A 16,512-nucleotide genomic window follows, 5' to 3' on the forward strand; every position below is an offset into this window, starting at 1 on the left:
TTACGCGTCGACGGTATCGCGTTCGTGAACGGGCGCGGCGCCGCGCGCATCGGCGGACCAGCACGCCGTTTTCACTCCGATTTCGTCGGACGCGAACGCGCCGCCGCCCGTCGCGCGATAGTGAGCGAGCGCCTTATAGACGAGCCCTTGTCCGAGCAGAACGATCGGCACGTTGAGCAGCACCATCACAATGTTCATCAGGTCCGAGAGCGCCCAGAGGTTCGGCAGTTCGAGCCCGGCCAGCACGGTCAACGCGCCGAACGGCACGAACACCAGCGAGCCGACCACGCGAATGCCGGCGATGAACGCCCGGCGGCGCGAGATGAAGTTCGCCGAGATTTCGGCGAACGAAATCATGCCGAGCAGCGTCGTGAAAGCAAAAAGCCCGTAGCACACGCACATGACGATCTTGATCGCGTGCGCGGCCCACAGCGGCACGAGGGACTGCACCGAAGCGAGATAGACCGTGATCTTCGAGGCGCGCACGGCTTCCCATGCCTGTCCGTCGACGGTTCCGGTCCACACGTGCGCCATCACGACGATAAAGCCGGTCATCGTGCAGATCACCATCGTGTCGAAGAACACGCCGAGGCTTTGCACGAAGCCTTGTTCGCACGGATGCGCGTTGTCGGCGATGGCCGCCGCCATCGTAATGGTGCCCTGCCCCGCCTCGTTGGACATGAGGCCGCGTTTCACGCCCTGCGCGAGCGCCGTGCCGATGGCGCCGCCGAAGAGCGCATGCGGCGCGAACGCGCCGACGACGACCTCGTGAAAGAAGTAAGGCACGAGCGGCAGATTGATCAGGATGATGACGAGCGACATCGCGCAAAAGAGCGCGGCCTTGATCGGCACCAGCACGTCCGTGTAAGCCGTGACGCGCCTGATGCCGCCCATGATGATGAACGCGCACGCGATCACGAGCGTCGCCGCGATGCCGTAGTACGCCGTGGATTGCCGCGCGAGGTGCTCGCCTGCGACGGTATCGGCAATGGTGCCCATCGCGGTGAACACGTTGAACGTTTGCGGCGGCACGTTGAATAAGGCGTAGACGATGAACACGAGCGACAGGAACGTGCCCACGATGCGCCGTCCGCCGAGCACGCGCCGCCCGTAGAACGGCAAGCCGCCGACGAACTCGTCGCCGTTCTTCTCCTTGAACAACTGGGCGAGCACGGATTCCATGAAGGCCGTCGCCATGCCGAAGAAGGCGGCGACCCACATCCAGAACAACGCGCCGGGACCGCCGACCGAAATGGCGCCCGTAATGCCGACGATGTTGCCCGGCCCGGCGCGCATCGCCAGTCCGAGCATGAACGACGCCATCGCGCTCACGCCCGTTCTCCCCGACTGCCTGCGCTGCATGATGCGCACGATCTTGCGCATGTTCATGGTCTGGACGAAGCGCGTGCGGATGCTGAAGTGGATGCCTACGCCGACCAGCAGCAGAATCGCGAACGGAAACCGGCCGAGCACGGGAATGCGCGAATAGGCCGCGAAGTCGGTCGGAAAATCCCAAAGAAAATCGGAAATGGGCGCGATGAACGCAAAGAACGCGTTGACGGATTGGAAAAGGTCTTCCACGCGGGCTTTCCTTCTGTTTTCTGTTGCTTTGAGCTGTTTAAGGCGGAAGTTCGATTGATTGAACCGGATTCGCTGGGATCAGGCGCTGTCGCAGGCGCGCGCGCCTGCGCCCGCCGTAGCGGGCGGCCATTATACGGTGCCGGCTCGCCGCGCTTTGCGCCCATCGCGGACAGGCCTGCGCGCCCCGTCTGCGAGGCGCGGCGATGGCGGCTTGGGGTTCGCCCAACGAATAGCGCGCGTGTTGAACGGGTGATACGCGTCGGAGCGCGCACCGCCGACCGATGGGTTCGAGGAAGTCGCGCCGGCCCGCCTGCGGCGGCGAGCGCCGCCGTTGCCGCCTAGTGGCGGACGCTCAGGAATCCTTCGATACCGCCTGCAGGAAATCGAAGTCACAGCCCGCATCGGCCTGCAGCACATGCTCCTGATACAGCTTTTGATAGCCGCGCAGCACGCGCTTCGGCGGCTTGACGTCGGCTGCGCGGCGCGCGAGTTCGGCTTCATCGACAAGCAGCTCGATACGCCTTTCGCGCACGGAAAGCCGAATGCGGTCGCCGTTGCGCACGAGTCCGATCGGCCCCGCGAGCGCGGCTTCCGGCGTGACGTGCAGCACGATGGTTCCATATGCCGTGCCGCTCATGCGCGCATCAGAAATGCGCAGCATGTCCTTCACGCCCTTCTGCGCGAGCTTTTTCGGAATCGGCAGATAGCCCGCTTCGGGCATGCCCGTGCCACTCGCGGGACCCGCGTTTTGCAGCACGAGAATGTCGTCGGCCTCCACATCGAGCGCGGGATCGTCGATGCGCGCGGCCAGATCTTCGAGCGAATCGAAGACCACGGCGCGGCCCTCTTTCTCGAAGAGCGACTTGTCGGCGGCGGAACGCTTGAGAATCGCGCCGCGCGGCGCAAGCGAGCCGAACAACGCGACGAGCCCGCCTTGCGGTTCGACCGGGTCCGAAAGCTCGCGCACGATGCGATGATCGACCCACGCTTCGCGCTCGGCCGCGATGCGTTCGCCGAGCGTTTCGCCGGTGACGGTCATCGCGTCGAGATGCAACTTCGGCGCGAGTTCGCGCAGCACGGCCGTCATGCCGCCCGCGGCGAAGAAGTCTTCCATGTAGTGCTCGCCGGTCGGCTTCAGGTTGACGAGCACCGGCGTGTCGTCGGAGAGCACGTTCAGCCGTTCGAGCGACACCGGAATGCCGAGCCGCCCGGCGACGGCGGTCAGATGGATGATCGCGTTGGTCGACCCGCCGATGGCCAGCAGCACGCGCAGCGCGTTCTCGACGGACTTCTCCGTGATGATCTGGCTCGGGCGCAGCGGCGCGCGAATGAGCTGCACGGCGCGCGCGCCGCTCGCTTCGGCGGCGCGAATGCGGTCGGCATGGACTGCGGGAATCGCGGCGGTGCCCGGCAGCGACATGCCGAGCGTCTCCGCAATGCACGCCATGGTGCTCGCCGTGCCCATCACCGCGCAGGTGCCGGCGGTGGTCGCGAGCCGCCCTTCGATCTGGTCGATCTCCTGCTCGCCGACTTCGCCCGCGCGGAACTTGCCCCAGAAGCGGCGGCAGTCGGTGCACGCGCCGAGGCGTTCGCCCTGATGACGGCCCGTCATCATCGGTCCGACGACGAGTTGCACGGCGGGGATATCGGCAGCGGCGGCGCCCATCAGTTGCGCGGGCACGGTCTTGTCGCAGCCGCCGATCAGTACCACGGAGTCCATCGGCTGCGCGCGCAGCATTTCCTCGACGTCCATGCTCATGAGGTTGCGGAACATCATCGAGGTGGGATTGAGGAAGACTTCGCCGAGCGAGATGGTCGGAAAGTCGATGGGCTGACCGCCCGCTGCGAGCACGCCGCGCTTGACTGCTTCGACCAGCTCCGGCATGCCGCGATGGCAATTGTTGAAGCCCGATCCGCTCGATGCGATTCCGACGATCGGCTTTGTCAGCATGTCGGATGTGTAGCCCATCGAGCGGGCGAACGAGCGGCGCAGGTAGAGGGCGAAGCCGCGGTCACCGTAGTTGGTCAGGCCTTTCGACAGGCCTTCGGTCTTTGGTTCTGGCATTTTTTTGGGTGTCTCCGGTTTTATGCTTGCCTGCTGTGGGGCGGTTGTATTGTGATTCTATGGAACTTGTTGTCGTGTCGGTCCATTGGCGTTGCCCCTCCCCGGGGCGGGGGTCACTTTCTTTGCCGCTGCAAAGAAAGTAACCAAAGAAAGCAGCTCTCTGAGCCCGCTGCATCGAAAGCGTGACCACCTTGCAGTAAGACCGTGGCGCTCCGTTAATGAACAGCCCTGGAGCACCTTCCACGCCCACTATCACCACGTCCCCCGAGCCCCTTGGCTCGTTAAAACCGTCGGGAATCGCGCTTATGTCAGCGCTGCTGCAACCCAATGAATTCAGCCTTCATTGGAAGCTAGAAGAAGAGCGGTAGCGAACGCAAAGCGGCAGCGGTCATGAACTGAACATCGCGCTATCTAGAACCGCCGTCGTCGATGACCCTGCTCCACCCAACGAAACCAGCCGCACCCCTCGCATCGATGTGGTAGCCTTCGCCGACCATCGAACGAATGTTCTGAGGCGGCCGTGCTGCTGCGCAAACGCGGCGCGAACCGCGGGACCGCCTTCGCCATCCGCCTGCCGCGCTACGACGACGAGCCCGGCCTGCTTCTTGCAGTCCCCGAAGCGGACATCGCCCATCTCGTCGATCATCAGAAGCAATCACATGCCAGACACCATCTCCGCGCCACAACGGGGGCGCATTCAATCCGGGATCGAGGGAATCGACGATATCCTGGGCGGCGGGCTCACGCCGCACCGCATGTATCTGGTCGAAGGCGCGCCCGGCGCAGGTAAAACCACCCTCGCCTTGCAGTTTTTACTCAAGGGCGCCGAGGTCGGCGAGCCGGGGCTGTACATCACGCTGTCCGAAACGCGAGACGAACTCGTCGCCGTCGCCGATAGCCACGGCTGGGACACGAGCCGCTTCACCATCATCGAACTATTGTCGGACGAAGGGCTCGATCCGGCGTACGAGCAGACCGTGCTGCATCCCGCCGAAGTCGAACTCGGCGAGACCGTGCGCGACGTGATCGCCAAGGTCGATGAACTCAAGCCCGCCCGCCTCGTCTTCGACAGCCTCTCCGAACTGCGCATGTTGTCGCAGAACTCGCTGCGCTATCGCCGCCAGATTCTGGCGCTCAAGCGCTATTTCGCAACGCGCGCCTGCACCGTCATGCTGCTGGACGACAACACGTCCGAGACCGGCGACCTGCAACTGCACAGCATCGCGCACGGCGTCATCAGTCTCGACAACGTCGTGCACGACTACGGCGGCGAGCGGCGGCGCATACGCATCGCGAAAATGCGCGGCATCCGGTTCCGCGAAGGCTTCCACGACATGACGCTGAAGACAGGCGGCATCGAGGTGTATCCGCGCCTCGTCGCGGCCGAGCATCACTCCAACTTCTCGTCGGATTCGCTCAGCACCGGAACGCGGGAACTGGATGCGCTCATGGGCGGCGGCCTCGTGCCGGGCACCAACACGTTGATCGTGGGTCCGTCGGGCGTCGGCAAGACGACGACGGTCGCCTCGTGCCTGCTCGCCGCGCTCAACCGCGGACAGCCGTGCGTCTACTATCTCTTCGACGAAACGCTGACCACGCTCTTGCGCCGCTCGACCAGCCTCGGCATCGACCTCAGGCCGCATCTCGACAGCGGCCTGCTGACGCTGCGCCAGATCGATCCCGCCGAGATTTCGCCCGGCGAATTCGCGAGCGACGTGCGCAAGAGTGTCGAGCAGGACGGCGCGCGCTTCGTCGCCATCGACAGCCTGAATGCGTATCTTCAGGCCATGCCCGGCGAGCGTTATCTCCTGCTCCAGATGCACGAGCTGCTCACGTATCTGAACCAGCGCGGCGTCATCACCATGCTCGTGCTGGGCCAGCACGGCATCATCGGCGAGATACAGAGCGATATCGATATCAGCTATCTCAGCGACGTCGTGCTGCTCTTCCGTTATTTCGAACGCCAGGGCGAAGTGCTCACCGCCGTGACCGCGGTCAAGAGCCGCACAAACGGCCACGAACGCTCGATCCGGCAGTTCCGGCTCGGCAGCCAGGGCTTGAACGTCGGCGAGGCGCTGCGCGATTTCGAGGGCGTGCTGAGCGGCCTGCCGACTTACCGGGGCGATACCGCCATGCTCGCGCCATCGCAGGGCGAGCCGGCCTCGCCACGGGAATAACGCGATGGAACATCGCGTACTGATCGTTGCGCCCTTCGGCCGCGACGCCGAGGTCATCGTCGATGTCCTCAGGACGGAGGGCCGGGAGTGCTTCGTCTGCGCCAACTCGACCGCGCTCGTGACGGAACTGGACCGCGGCGCCGCCGTCGCCATCATCACCGAAGAATCGCTGCTGGACGACAGCGCGATGGCGCTTGCCGCATGGATCGAACAGCAGCCCGCATGGTCGGATTTCCCGATCGTGCTGCTGTCCGGGCGGCTTCCGGGCAGGCGTTCGGCCAAGAGCATCGAGATGCTGGAGCGGCTCGGCAACGTGCTGGTGCTCGAACGGCCGCTCAACTCCGAGACGTTGCGCCGCGCCGTGGCGTCGTCGTTGCGGGCGCGCGCCCGGCAATACGACGCGCGTAAGCACCTCGCCGAGTCGGAGCAGCATCTCATCGACCGGGTCAAGGCTCAGGAAGCGCTGGAGCGGCTCAACGAATCGCTCGAAAGCCGCATCGCGGAACGCACGCACGAACTCGCGTCGGCCAACAACCGACTGATGCGCGAGATTCACGAGCGCGCCAAGGTGCAGGCCGTGCTCGTGCAGTCGCAGAAGATGGAAGCGCTCGGGCAGTTGACCGGCGGCATCGCGCACGACTTCAACAACCTGCTGAACGTGATCATGGCCAACGCGGAACTGCTCGCGCGCATCAGCAAGGACGAGCGCGTGCTCAAGATGGCCGCCACCACCAAGCGCGCGACCGAGCGGGGCGCGAAGCTGACCGCTCAGTTGCTGACGTTTTCGCGCACGAGCAATCTTGATCTGAAAGCGGTGAACGTGGCCGCGCTGCTGCACGGCATCCGCGACATCATTTCCATCTCGCTCGGCTCGACCATCGCGCTGTCGATCACGACTGCGTCCGACGATCTCTGGACGCAAGCCGACGCGAACCAGCTGGAACTGGCGATACTCAATCTGGCGATCAATGCTCGCGACGCGATGCCGAACGGCGGCCGCCTTGCGATTCACGCCGAAGAACGGCCGAGCGTGGACGAAGCGCTCGCGCCTGGCCGTTACATCGTCATCAGCGTGACCGATTCGGGCTCGGGCATCGAGCCGGGCGTGCTCTCGCGCGTATTCGATCCCTTCTTCACGACCAAGCCGGTCGGCAAGGGAACCGGCCTGGGTCTCAGTCAGGTGTACGGCATTGCGCGGCAAGCGGGCGGCGTCGCGCGCATCGAAAGCGAAGTGGGCAAGGGCACCACCGTGGAGATCTGGCTGCCGTTCGGCGCGGAAGACCCGTCCGAAGGAGCCTTGGACGCGGACCCGCGAGACGATACGGCGACGCCGTGCCGCATCCTTGTCATCGAGGACGACGAGGACGTGCGCACGATGATCGTCGATTGTCTCGAAGCGCTCGGTTATCACGTCACGCAGGCGCCGGACGGGCAAAGCGGCCTCGCGCGTCTCGATGCCGACAACCCGGACGTGATGATGGTCGATTACGCCATGCCGGGCATGAACGGCATACAGGTGCTCGCGAGCGCCCGCGAATCGCGCCCCGACCTGCCGGTCATCCTCGCAACCGGCTATGCGGACGTCGATGTCACCACCATCACCGACCGGCGCTTCACCGCGCTTCGCAAGCCGTTCCAGCTCGAAGACCTTGCGCGCGCCGTGCGTCTCGCGCTGAAAAGCGCCGAGAAGGCGTGAGCGTCACGAACATTCTCAAATCGGGCCGGTCGTATCGCGTCGCACGAGCTGGATTGGCAACACGTCACGCGTCGGCGCGCCCATGCCGCCGGCGCGACGCGCTCGACGAGCCGCCGCGCGGCGGTCCGGACTAGCGCTTCGACCGGCTGCCGGATCGACGTCAGGCCGACGAGCGGCGAATCCGCGAGCGGCATGTCGTCGAAGCCGATGATGAAAAGCTGCTCGGCCACGCGGATGCCGCGCCGCCCCGCGGCCTCCAGCACGCCGATCGCGATCGTGTCGTTGCCCGCGACGATGGCGGTGACCGGTTGCGGCTCGCTCAGCATGGCGATCGCGCAGGAGTAGCCCGCTTCGGTCGTGAAGTCGCACCGGACAGTGGAACGCGAGACGCGGCGGCTCCAGCCGCTTTCGCCGGCATGGCGCTCGGCGTTGAGCGCGCTGGAGCCGGTAGCGGCGTAAGACGCAGCGCGAAGCGACTACGCGTCGCCGCCTTCCGCGAGCCGCCGCGCCTCCAGTTCTCTGCGCACGCGCGCCAGTTCTTCGGCGAGCAGCGCCTCGTCCGGCAGCATCATGTGGTATTCGGCGGCGAGCACCTTGTTCGGCAGGCCGTCGAGCGCGTATTTCGCGACCGCCGCATTGGTCCGCGCGCACAGAATCAGGCCCACCGGCGGGTTCTCGCCCGGCAGCGTCCAGTGCTCCTTCGCGTAATTGCAGTACATGTGCATCTGCCCGACATCGGCGTGATTGAGCTCGGTCAGCTTCAGGTCGATGATGACGAGACACCGCAGCCGCCGGTGAAAGAACAGCAAGTCCACGCGATACCAGCTATCGCCGATGCGCAGGCGCCGCTGCCGCCCGACGAACGTGAAGTCGCCGCCCAGTTCCAGCAGGAAGTCCTCGAGCCGATGAATCAGGGCGTCCTCGAGCTGGCTCTCCGAATACTCGTCCTTCAGGTCGAGAAATTCGAGCACGTACGGGTCCTTGATGGCTTCCTCGGGCGTCACGATGTCGCGGCGCTCGGCGATGGCGCCCTTCTCCAGCATCGCTCGCTTGTCCCGCGACATCAGCGTGCGCGAATAGAACTGACTGCCGATCTGCCTGTCGAGTTGGCGCACGCTCCAGCCGCCGCGCAGCGCTTCGGCTTCGTAGAAACGCCGCTCGTCGTCGGAACGGGTGCGCCGCATCAGGTGGACGTAATGCGTCCACGAGAGCGGGAACCGCTCGGCCAGTTGCGCGAGCGTCGAAATCCGAATCGCCGGTTCGGATTTTCCCGCGGACGCAGCCTCCGCCGAATTCCGAATCGGCGATTCGGAAATCCCGGCGCTCGCATATGACTGGTAGAAGAGGCGCATCAGTTCCAGATTGTCGACGCCGAAGCCGCGCCCGAAGCGCTTCGTCAGATCGGCCGATAGCCGCTGCAACAGCGCCTGTCCGTATGCCGCGCGGCCCGCGCCGCCCTGCTCGAATTCGACGATCCGGTGCCCGATGCGCCAGTACGTCGCCGTCATCAGCGCGTTGATGCTGCGCGCCGCCGCCTGACGGCCCTGTTCGAGCAACGCCAGCACGTCGCCGAGCGTCGCGCCGTAGTCGTCCTCGGGCAGCATCACGTCGTTCATCGTCGTTCTTCCTTTCCGCTGCGCACACGGCGCGTTCGAGCGAAGTGTCGCATACGCGCGTGTGTCGCCGAGCGCACATTATTGTCCGACGAATCGCCCTACGCTGTGGCCCTTCAGGCGGATCAGCGTTCGGCAGTCAATGACTCGATACTTCACCTCCAGGCAAGGCGCCATCAAGCGTCTGATGGAACTCAAGCGGGAACTCGCGCGGATGAATCGCGCGGCACCGGCTATCGACGGATGCCGGACGGACGGCATCGAAATAGCCGGCCTCGATCAGGTGTTGCTCGACGTGCGCGCGGGACGCGTGTGCTGGTACCGGCACTCGGCGGCGCACGAAGACCAGCTCGTGTTCATTAGCTGAAACGCGCCGCTCACGCCTTCAGTTCGTGCGGCATCGTCACCGGTTCGTCGGGATCGACGCGCAGTTCAAGCAATGCGGCGCGTTTCGAGCGCAACGTCGCGTCGATGGATGCCTTCAGCTCGCCCGGATGCGCGCAACGAAAGCCGTCCGCGCCGCACGCCGCCGCGAACTGCGCATAGTCGATGCCGCCGATCTCGCAGCCATAGACCGGATTGCCCAACTGCTTTTGCTCGAACGTGACTTCCGCGAGGCGGTCGTTGCGCAGCACGATCACCTTGATCGGCAGCGCGTTCATCACGGCGGTGGACATCTCCGCCATCAACATCGCGAAGCCGCCGTCGCCGACGATCGCGACGACCTGACGCCCCGGATTCGCCAGTTGCGATGCGATCGCGAAAGGCAAGCCCGGCGCCATCGTCGCGAGCATGCCGGTGGCGACGAGTTGCTGATCGCGCCTGAGCGTCAGGAAGCGCGCCGCGAAGTGCGTGTTCGCGCCGCAATCGAGACACACGATGGCGTCCGGGTCGAGCGCATCGCTGATCGCGCGAATCGCGCTTTGCGGACGCAGCGGCGCGCGCTCGGTCGCGGCCACGCGGTCCAGCAGCGCGTTCCATCGCCCGACGCTCGCCTGAATGTCGCGCAGGAACGCGTCGTCTTTCTGCCGCAGCAGCGGCAATAGCGCGCGCAGCGTCGCGCCGGTATCGCCGACGAGCCCCGCTTCCACCGGATAGCGCAGCCCGATGCGCTCCGGCTTCATGTCGATCTGCACGCCGCGCGCCGTGCCGGGCTTCGGGTACGAGTCGATCCACGGCATCGTCGAGCCGATAACGAGCACGGTATCGCAGCGATGCATCGCTTCGTCGGAGGGCACCGTGCCCAGATGCCCGATGCCGCCGGTCGAAAACGGCGAGTCGTCGGGCAATGCGGCGCGGCCGAGCAGCGCCTTGGCGACCGGCGCATTCAGGCGCGCTGCCAGTTGTTCGAGTTCGGGCCGCGCGCCGAGCGCGCCTTGTCCTGCGAGAATCGCGACGCGCGTGCCGGCGTTGATGACATCGGCGGCGGCGGCGAGATCGGCGGTCGAGGGCGTGGGCGCGGGCCGGCTCCATGCGCTCGACGTGCGCTGGCCGTGGTTTTCCATCGACGGGCGGTCGTCGGCGAACTTCACGGCCTGCACGTCCTTGGACACAGTGAGATGCGCGACGCCGCGCCCGCCCAGCGCGTTGCGGCACGCCACGTCGGTCACGATCAGCGCGTGGCGCGGACCCGTCACCGTCGTGTTGTAGAGCGCGACGTCCTGCATCAGCGCGCGCGTGTCCACGCTCTGCATGAAGCGCGTGCCGAGCAGGTCGTGAAACGTGAGGCCGGTGATCGCGAGCACGGGCGCGCCGTCGAAATGCGCGTCGTAGAGGCCGTTCATCAAGTGCACCGCGCCCGGTCCCGTCGTCGCGATGCATACGCCGAGACGCCCGGTCGCCTTGGCCCAGCCGGACGCCATGAATGCCGCCGCTTCCTCGTGCCGCACGCCCACGAAGCGCACGCGGTCGCGCCGCTTGCGCAGCGCCTCGATGAGCGGATTGATGCCGTCGCCGACCATGCCGAACACGTGATCGACATGCCACGCGATCAGCGTGTCCACGATTACGTCGGCGGTGGTCGCATCGTTCGCTGTATCGAAATCGGGCTGACGGTCGCGGTTCTGCGGCTGTCCCGCCGGTGCCGCGGATCGGCTTGGCGCCGATGCCGCCGGTGCCGCCGATGTTGATGCCGCCAGCGCGCTCATGCCGCCCGCCGCCGCAGCGAGCAGCATGGAGCGGCGTTGCGGCGAATGCGGCGCATCGGGCGGAAAGCTGTCTGTCATCTCGGCACCGTGAATGATCGGTAAGGTCGCAGTGTCCGCGCAGGAACCGGTACCGAGCAGCAAGCGATGCGCCCAGCGCGCATCGCCGCCTATGTGCGGTGCCGCACAATCCGGTGAGATTCGTCACGTTAGTCTGGACCGGTGCCCAGCGCCCGTTCATGGCGAGGCGGCGTTCCGACCGCGCTCAATACCGCCCCCTTCCCCGCCCCCAACGTGGAGAGCCTGCATGTCTGCACCGAAAGTCAGCATTCTGTTTCCGATGTACGACGTGGAAGGCTGCGTCGCTGACTGCCTCCGCTCGATTCTCGCGCAGACGCGCACCGACTTCGAAATCATCGCCGTGGACGATTGCAGTCCCGACCGCTCCGGCGAAATCGCGCGCGCACTGCTGGAGGCGCAAAGCTTCATTCCGTGGAAGCTGGTGAGAAACGAGAAGAACGTCGGCCTCGCCGAGGCGCGGCGCATCGCTGTGACTCACGCGAGCGGCGAGTACGTGCTGTGCGTGGATAGCGACGACCTCGTCGCGCCGAATGTCGTCGAGGTCGCGTGCCGCGAAGCCGACCAGCATGGCGCGGACGTGGTGATCTTCGCGGCGAAGTGCATCGACCCGCAAGGCCGCGAGGTGTATCGCATCAAGACCGGCGACGAGATCATCACCGGGCTTCAGGCCGTTGCGCGCATCATGGACCTGAGCTTGCAGGCGTATTGCTGGAACAAACTGTTCCGGCGCGAGCTGTTCGCATCGGTCGAGCATCCCGCCGGGCTCATCTACGAGGACATTCTCGTGTGCGTGCAGGCGCTCTCGCGTGCGAATGTGGTGCGGCTGATTCCCGATGAGCTGTACTTCTACGTGAAGCGCGGCAACGGCATCTCCGTCCGCTTCAATCCGCGCATCGTGGACCTGTTCGAGATCATGGACCGCGTCGAGCGCAAAACGCGCGGGCTGCCCATCGACAATGGCAGCAAGCTCTTTTTCCGGCTCAAGTACGTGTATGCGTACCGGAACATCGCGTTCGAAGCCGCGCGCCTCGCGCCCGATTACGCGACGGCCGCCCCGATACTCGACAGCGTGGCGAGCAAGCTGCGCTTCACGCATGTCGGCAAGATCTACGCGGACAAGCGCCCGAAGTTATCCGTCGCCATGTGTCTTCTGAAGATCCATCCGCGAATCTTCTATCGCTTCGTGCGCCGCTTCAACTGACATCGCTTCCCATGCGCGCGCGATTCGCCTGCGCGACGCCCGCCCGCACGCGCCGGATCGCCGTCACGAGCGACAAGACGATGAACGCGCGCCACAGTCCCGCGCCGACTGTGCCGACTGTGCCGCCCGCGCCGACCCAAAGCGCGAACGCGCCGAGCACGAAGGCGCGGTCGCTCTTGCCGAACGGGCCGTCATAACGCCGGCTCGCGCCCGCGAGCGGCCCGGCGAGCCCCGCGCATTCCACGATCACCGCCAAGAGCGCGAAGAGCCAGACGTCGGCCGCGCAGAAGGCCTTCACCGCGAGAAACGGCAGCGTGAGCGCGACGTCGGAGACGACATCGCCCAGTTCGTTCAGGTACGCGCCGAGCGCGCTCTTCTGGCCGTGCTCGCGCGCCAGCATGCCGTCGATCGCATTGAGCGCCATGCGGATGAACAGCCAGAGCGGAATCAGCGCGAACAGGGTAGGGCGCGGCGAGCCGAACCCCGCAATGCCGCCCACCGCGATCGATCCGCCCGCCGCGGTCAACGTCACCTGATTGGCGGTCACGCCGTGGCGAAAGAGCCAGTCGGTCAGCGGACGCAAGAGATTCTGAAAGCGGGGTTTGAGTGCGTAAAGGCTCATGAGGCGGGTGACATGTCGGAAAAGAGGCGCTACTATCGCGGCCCTTTCCGCACGCGTCAAACGTTAAGGATGCCGAAGCTCAACAATTGGGCAGCTTTGTCACAGCATCGCCGATATCTGCCAAATCTCGTCACTGCGCATTGCAAGCGAACGGCGAATGTGAAAGGAATAGCGGCCCGACAATCACCTTCGCACTCTTACCCGATGAAACTCATGCACATCTGGCAGCGCGACCTGCTGCTCGCGCTCGTGCGGCTCATTGCGGGCGCGTATCCGGTATGGCATTGCGCCGCCCCGACCGCCACGCAGAAGCTCTATTTCTCCAACCACACGAGCCATATCGACACCCTCGCGATTCTCGCCGCGCTGCCACGCGAACTGCGCGATGCCGTGCGGCCCGTCGCCGCACGGGATTACTGGGACAGCGGGCGCATCAAGCGACATATCGCGCGCAATCTGCTCAACGCCGTATTGATCGACCGCCGCCGCGAGACGGAAGGCGATCCGCTCGATCCGGTGCGCGACGCGCTCGCGCACGGCCACTCGATCATCATTTTCCCGGAAGGCACACGCGGTGCCGACGCGCTGCCGCAAGCGTTCAGGAGCGGGCTCTTTCATCTGGCTAGCGAGTTCCCGAAGGTGGCGCTGACGCCCGTCTATCTGGAGAACCTTCAGCGAATCATGCCGAAAGGCGCTATCTGGCCGATTCCGCTTATCTGCAAGGTGCACGTCGGCGCGGCCGAAACACTACGCGACGGCGAAGAGAAAGCGCCGTTTCTCGTCCGAATGCGCGACACCGTGATCGCGCTCTTTCAATCAGCACATCGAAATTAACCTATGCCGACTTCATTCTGGAATCTGGTCGCGGGCGTCGTGGGCGCGCTGACCTTCGCCTCGCTGATCGGCGCGCTGCTCGGCGCGCGCGCGAAGGGCGCGAGCGCGACCATCGTCAATTTGAACCAGCGCATTCGTGCATGGTGGGGCATGATCGCGGTGATGGTGGTCGCCATCGGTCTCGGCGACAAGGCCACGTTCGTCGTCTTCGCGCTGCTTTCGTATCTCGCGCTGCGCGAATTCATCACGCTCACGCCGACCACCGCGAGCGATCACACCACGCTTTTCGTCGCGTTCTTTGTCGCGGTGCCGGTGCAATACGTGCTGCTCGGCATCGACTGGTACGGCATGTATTCGATCTTCGTGCCGGTGCATCTCTTCTTCGCAATGTCGCTCGTCTCCGCGCTCACGCAGGACACGCGCGAGTTCCTGAGCCGCAACGCGCGCATCAACTGGGCGCTGATGGTGTGCGTGTACGGGCTGAGTCACGCGCCCGCGCTGCTGACGCTCGATATTCCCGGTTATCGCGGGCAGAACGCGCTGCTGTTGTTCTACTTCCTGCTCGTCGTGCAGATCAGCGATGTGTTGCAGTATGTCGTCGGCAAGCTCTTCGGGCGGCGCAAAATTGCGCCTGTGCTGTCGCCTTCGAAAACGGTGGAAGGTTTCGTCGGCGGCGGTTTGCTCGCGACCCTGTGCGGCGCGGCGCTGTATCGCGTGACGCCGTTCGGATTCGGCGCGGCGTTTCTCATGTCGCTCGCGATCGTGCTCGCGGGCTTCGTCGGCGGGCTCGTGCTGTCGGCGGTCAAACGCTCGCTCGGCGCGAAGGACTGGGGCGTGATGATCGCGGGACACGGCGGCATGCTGGATCGCGTGGATTCCGTCTGCTTCGCGGCGCCGGTGTTCTTTCATCTCGTCCGATACCTCTACGTTTGAGCGGCGCAAAAAAAAGCGGCCCCTCGCGGGGCCGCCAGCCGTCAATGAAAGCGACGCGCGGAGGTCAGACCGCCATCACCGTCACCGACTTCGACACGAGGTACGGCTCCAGCGCCTCGGGTCCGCCTTCCGAGCCGTAGCCCGAATCCTTCACGCCGCCGAACGGCATTTCCGGCCACGGCGTTGCGGGCTGGTTGATCCACAACATGCCCACTTCGAGCTGGTTCGTGAGCAAGTGCACGTTCTTGAACGAGCGCGTGAACGCGTAGCCGGCCAGGCCGTACGGCAGCCGGTTCGCCTCGGCGATGGCGTCCTCCAGCGAATCGAAGCCGCGAATGGCCGCGACCGGGCCGAACGGCTCGTTGTTGAACACGTCGGCTTCGAGCGGCACGTCGGTCAGCACGGTCGGCGCGAAGAAGTTGCCGGCCGAGCCGATGCGCTCGCCGCCCGTCGCGATCTTCGCGCCTGCCTGACGCGCGTTTTCGACGACGCTCGCCATTGCCGTGATGCGCCGCGCGTTGGCGAGCGGCCCGAGCGTCGTTCCTTCGGCGAGGCCGTCGCCGACCGACAGGCTCTCCGCATGCCTGACGAGCGCCTTCGCGAAGTCGTCGCGCAGGCTGTTGTGAACCAGAAAACGCGTCGGCGAGATGCAGACCTGACCCGCGTTGCGGAACTTGGCCGCGCCCGACGCCTTCACGGCGCGCTCGACATCGGCATCTTCCGCGACGATCACGGGAGCGTGGCCGCCGAGTTCCATCGTCGCGCGCTTCATGTGCTGGCCGGCGAGCGCGGCAAGCTGCTTGCCGACAGCGGTCGAGCCGGTGAACGTCACCTTGCGGATCACCGGATGCGCGATCAGATACTTCGAGATTTCCGGCGGATCGCCGAACACGAGTCCGAGCACGCCGTTGGGCACGCCCGCGTCGGCGAACGCGCGGATGAGTTCGGCGGGCGATGCCGGCGTCTCTTCCGGCGCCTTCACGATGAACGAGCAACCCGTCGTCAGCGCGGCCGACAGCTTGCGCACCACCTGATTGACCGGGAAGTTCCACGGCGTGAACGCGGCGACCGGCCCGACCGGCTCTTTCACGACCGTCTGCTGCGCGTTGACGTTGCGCGGCGGCACGATCCGGCCGTAGACGCGGCGCCCTTCGTCCGCGAACCATTCGATGATATCCGCCGCCGAATTTACCTCGATGCGCGCTTCGGCGAGCGGCTTGCCCTGCTCCATCGTCATCAGGCGCGCGATGCTGTCGGCGCGTTCGCGCACGAGCGCGGCGGCCTTGCGCATGAGCGAGGCGCGTTCGAGCGCGCTCATCTTCCGCCACGTCGCGAAGCCCGCTTGCGCGGCGGCCACGGCGCGATCCAGATCCGGAATGCCGGCGCGCGCGACGGTGCCGATTTTCTCGCCGGTGGCCGGGTTCACCACGTCGAGCGTGGCGCCGCCCTGCGCGTCGCACCATTCGCCGTTGATATAAAGACGCGTGTTCTGATACGTACCTGCAGTCATTGAGCACCTCTTGCTGGAAAGATGGTCCGCGCCGGTGCGTTTCCGGCGCGGCGTC

The 16,512-nt window shown here is 65.5% G+C and carries 12 protein-coding genes and 1 pseudogene; 6 read left to right on the plus strand and 7 right to left on the minus strand.

Annotated elements, in window-relative coordinates; all coding sequences use genetic code 11:
* Both NCR37_RS23665 and NCR37_RS23670 read right to left on the minus strand, forming a co-directional pair.
* Window positions 1-1,581, minus strand: coding sequence for an alanine/glycine:cation symporter family protein (locus NCR37_RS23665; RefSeq protein WP_250475246.1), 1,581 nt, complete (start codon window positions 1,579-1,581; stop codon window positions 1-3).
* Window positions 1,582-1,933: 352 nt separating this feature from the next.
* Window positions 1,934-3,646 carry an IlvD/Edd family dehydratase gene (locus tag NCR37_RS23670; RefSeq protein ID WP_250475247.1) on the minus strand — a complete coding sequence of 571 codons (1,713 nt, stop codon included), beginning with the start codon at window positions 3,644-3,646 and terminating at the stop codon, window positions 1,934-1,936.
* A gap of 659 nt (window positions 3,647-4,305) precedes the next feature.
* Between NCR37_RS23670 and NCR37_RS23675 the strand changes: the two genes are divergently transcribed.
* Together NCR37_RS23675 and NCR37_RS23680 are read left to right on the plus strand one after the other, a co-directional pair.
* Window positions 4,306-5,823 carry an ATPase domain-containing protein gene (locus NCR37_RS23675; protein ID WP_250475248.1) on the plus strand — a complete coding sequence of 506 codons (1,518 nt, stop codon included), beginning with the start codon at window positions 4,306-4,308 and terminating at the stop codon, window positions 5,821-5,823.
* Between the two features lie 4 nt (window positions 5,824-5,827).
* On the plus strand, window positions 5,828-7,519 hold the full coding sequence (locus NCR37_RS23680; protein WP_250475249.1) for a response regulator: 1,692 nt from the start codon (window positions 5,828-5,830) through the stop codon (window positions 7,517-7,519).
* Between the two features lie 128 nt (window positions 7,520-7,647).
* Here the strand turns inward: NCR37_RS23680 and NCR37_RS23685 are convergent.
* Both NCR37_RS23685 and NCR37_RS23690 read right to left on the minus strand, forming a co-directional pair.
* Window positions 7,648-7,845: pseudogene (locus NCR37_RS23685) on the minus strand (substrate-binding domain-containing protein); the annotation flags it as partial.
* Window positions 7,846-7,995: 150 nt separating this feature from the next.
* Window positions 7,996-9,135, minus strand: coding sequence for a PDDEXK nuclease domain-containing protein (locus NCR37_RS23690; protein WP_250475250.1), 1,140 nt, complete (start codon window positions 9,133-9,135; stop codon window positions 7,996-7,998).
* Window positions 9,136-9,274: 139 nt separating this feature from the next.
* Here NCR37_RS23690 and NCR37_RS23695 point away from each other — a divergent pair, with 139 nt between their 5' ends.
* Window positions 9,275-9,499, plus strand: coding sequence for a hypothetical protein (locus NCR37_RS23695; RefSeq protein ID WP_175943806.1), 225 nt, complete (start codon window positions 9,275-9,277; stop codon window positions 9,497-9,499).
* 10 nt (window positions 9,500-9,509) lie between these two features.
* Here the strand turns inward: NCR37_RS23695 and NCR37_RS23700 are convergent, their stop codons facing one another.
* Entirely contained in the window at window positions 9,510-11,357 is a 1,848-nt protein-coding gene (locus NCR37_RS23700) for a thiamine pyrophosphate-binding protein (protein ID WP_250475251.1), read from the minus strand.
* 226 nt (window positions 11,358-11,583) lie between these two features.
* Here NCR37_RS23700 and NCR37_RS23705 point away from each other — a divergent pair, with 226 nt between their 5' ends.
* Entirely contained in the window at window positions 11,584-12,558 is a 975-nt protein-coding gene (locus NCR37_RS23705; protein WP_250475252.1) for a glycosyltransferase family 2 protein, read from the plus strand.
* On the opposite strand, the gene NCR37_RS23710 is transcribed toward NCR37_RS23705, so the two are convergent.
* Window positions 12,551-13,180 carry a CDP-alcohol phosphatidyltransferase family protein gene (locus NCR37_RS23710; protein WP_250475253.1) on the minus strand — a complete coding sequence of 210 codons (630 nt, stop codon included), beginning with the start codon at window positions 13,178-13,180 and terminating at the stop codon, window positions 12,551-12,553. The two genes, NCR37_RS23705 and NCR37_RS23710, sit on opposite strands and share 8 nt — an antisense overlap.
* A gap of 204 nt (window positions 13,181-13,384) precedes the next feature.
* Here NCR37_RS23710 and NCR37_RS23715 point away from each other — a divergent pair, with 204 nt between their 5' ends.
* The gene (locus tag NCR37_RS23715) at window positions 13,385-14,014 is read left to right on the plus strand and encodes a lysophospholipid acyltransferase family protein (protein ID WP_250475254.1); all 630 of its coding nucleotides are present in this window, start codon (window positions 13,385-13,387) and stop codon (window positions 14,012-14,014) included.
* Window positions 14,015-14,017: 3 nt separating this feature from the next.
* On the plus strand, window positions 14,018-14,947 hold the full coding sequence (locus NCR37_RS23720; protein WP_250475255.1) for a phosphatidate cytidylyltransferase: 930 nt from the start codon (window positions 14,018-14,020) through the stop codon (window positions 14,945-14,947).
* Window positions 14,948-15,011: 64 nt separating this feature from the next.
* Here the strand turns inward: NCR37_RS23720 and NCR37_RS23725 are convergent, their stop codons facing one another.
* On the minus strand, window positions 15,012-16,457 hold the full coding sequence (locus NCR37_RS23725; RefSeq protein WP_250475256.1) for an NAD-dependent succinate-semialdehyde dehydrogenase: 1,446 nt from the start codon (window positions 16,455-16,457) through the stop codon (window positions 15,012-15,014).
* Window positions 16,458-16,512 lie beyond the last annotated feature (55 nt).

It is taken from the genome of Caballeronia sp. GAFFF1 (assembly GCF_023630705.1).
Lineage (GTDB): Bacteria > Pseudomonadota > Gammaproteobacteria > Burkholderiales > Burkholderiaceae > Caballeronia.

Excerpts from the sequence above, each read along its gene's own strand:
- NCR37_RS23680 (WP_250475249.1), top strand. The coding sequence starts at position 5,828 with ATGGAACATCGCGTACTGATCGTTGCGCCCTTCGGCCGCGACGCCGAG.
- NCR37_RS23725 (WP_250475256.1), bottom strand. The coding sequence starts at position 16,457 with ATGACTGCAGGTACGTATCAGAACACGCGTCTTTATATCAACGGCGAA.
- NCR37_RS23715 (WP_250475254.1), top strand. The coding sequence starts at position 13,385 with ATGAAACTCATGCACATCTGGCAGCGCGACCTGCTGCTCGCGCTCGTG.
- NCR37_RS23670 (WP_250475247.1), bottom strand. The coding sequence starts at position 3,646 with ATGCCAGAACCAAAGACCGAAGGCCTGTCGAAAGGCCTGACCAACTAC.
- NCR37_RS23695 (WP_175943806.1), top strand. The coding sequence starts at position 9,275 with ATGACTCGATACTTCACCTCCAGGCAAGGCGCCATCAAGCGTCTGATG.
- NCR37_RS23710 (WP_250475253.1), bottom strand. The coding sequence starts at position 13,180 with ATGAGCCTTTACGCACTCAAACCCCGCTTTCAGAATCTCTTGCGTCCG.
- NCR37_RS23690 (WP_250475250.1), bottom strand. The coding sequence starts at position 9,135 with ATGAACGACGTGATGCTGCCCGAGGACGACTACGGCGCGACGCTCGGC.
- NCR37_RS23705 (WP_250475252.1), top strand. The coding sequence starts at position 11,584 with ATGTCTGCACCGAAAGTCAGCATTCTGTTTCCGATGTACGACGTGGAA.
- NCR37_RS23720 (WP_250475255.1), top strand. The coding sequence starts at position 14,018 with ATGCCGACTTCATTCTGGAATCTGGTCGCGGGCGTCGTGGGCGCGCTG.
- NCR37_RS23700 (WP_250475251.1), bottom strand. The coding sequence starts at position 11,357 with ATGACAGACAGCTTTCCGCCCGATGCGCCGCATTCGCCGCAACGCCGC.
- NCR37_RS23675 (WP_250475248.1), top strand. The coding sequence starts at position 4,306 with ATGCCAGACACCATCTCCGCGCCACAACGGGGGCGCATTCAATCCGGG.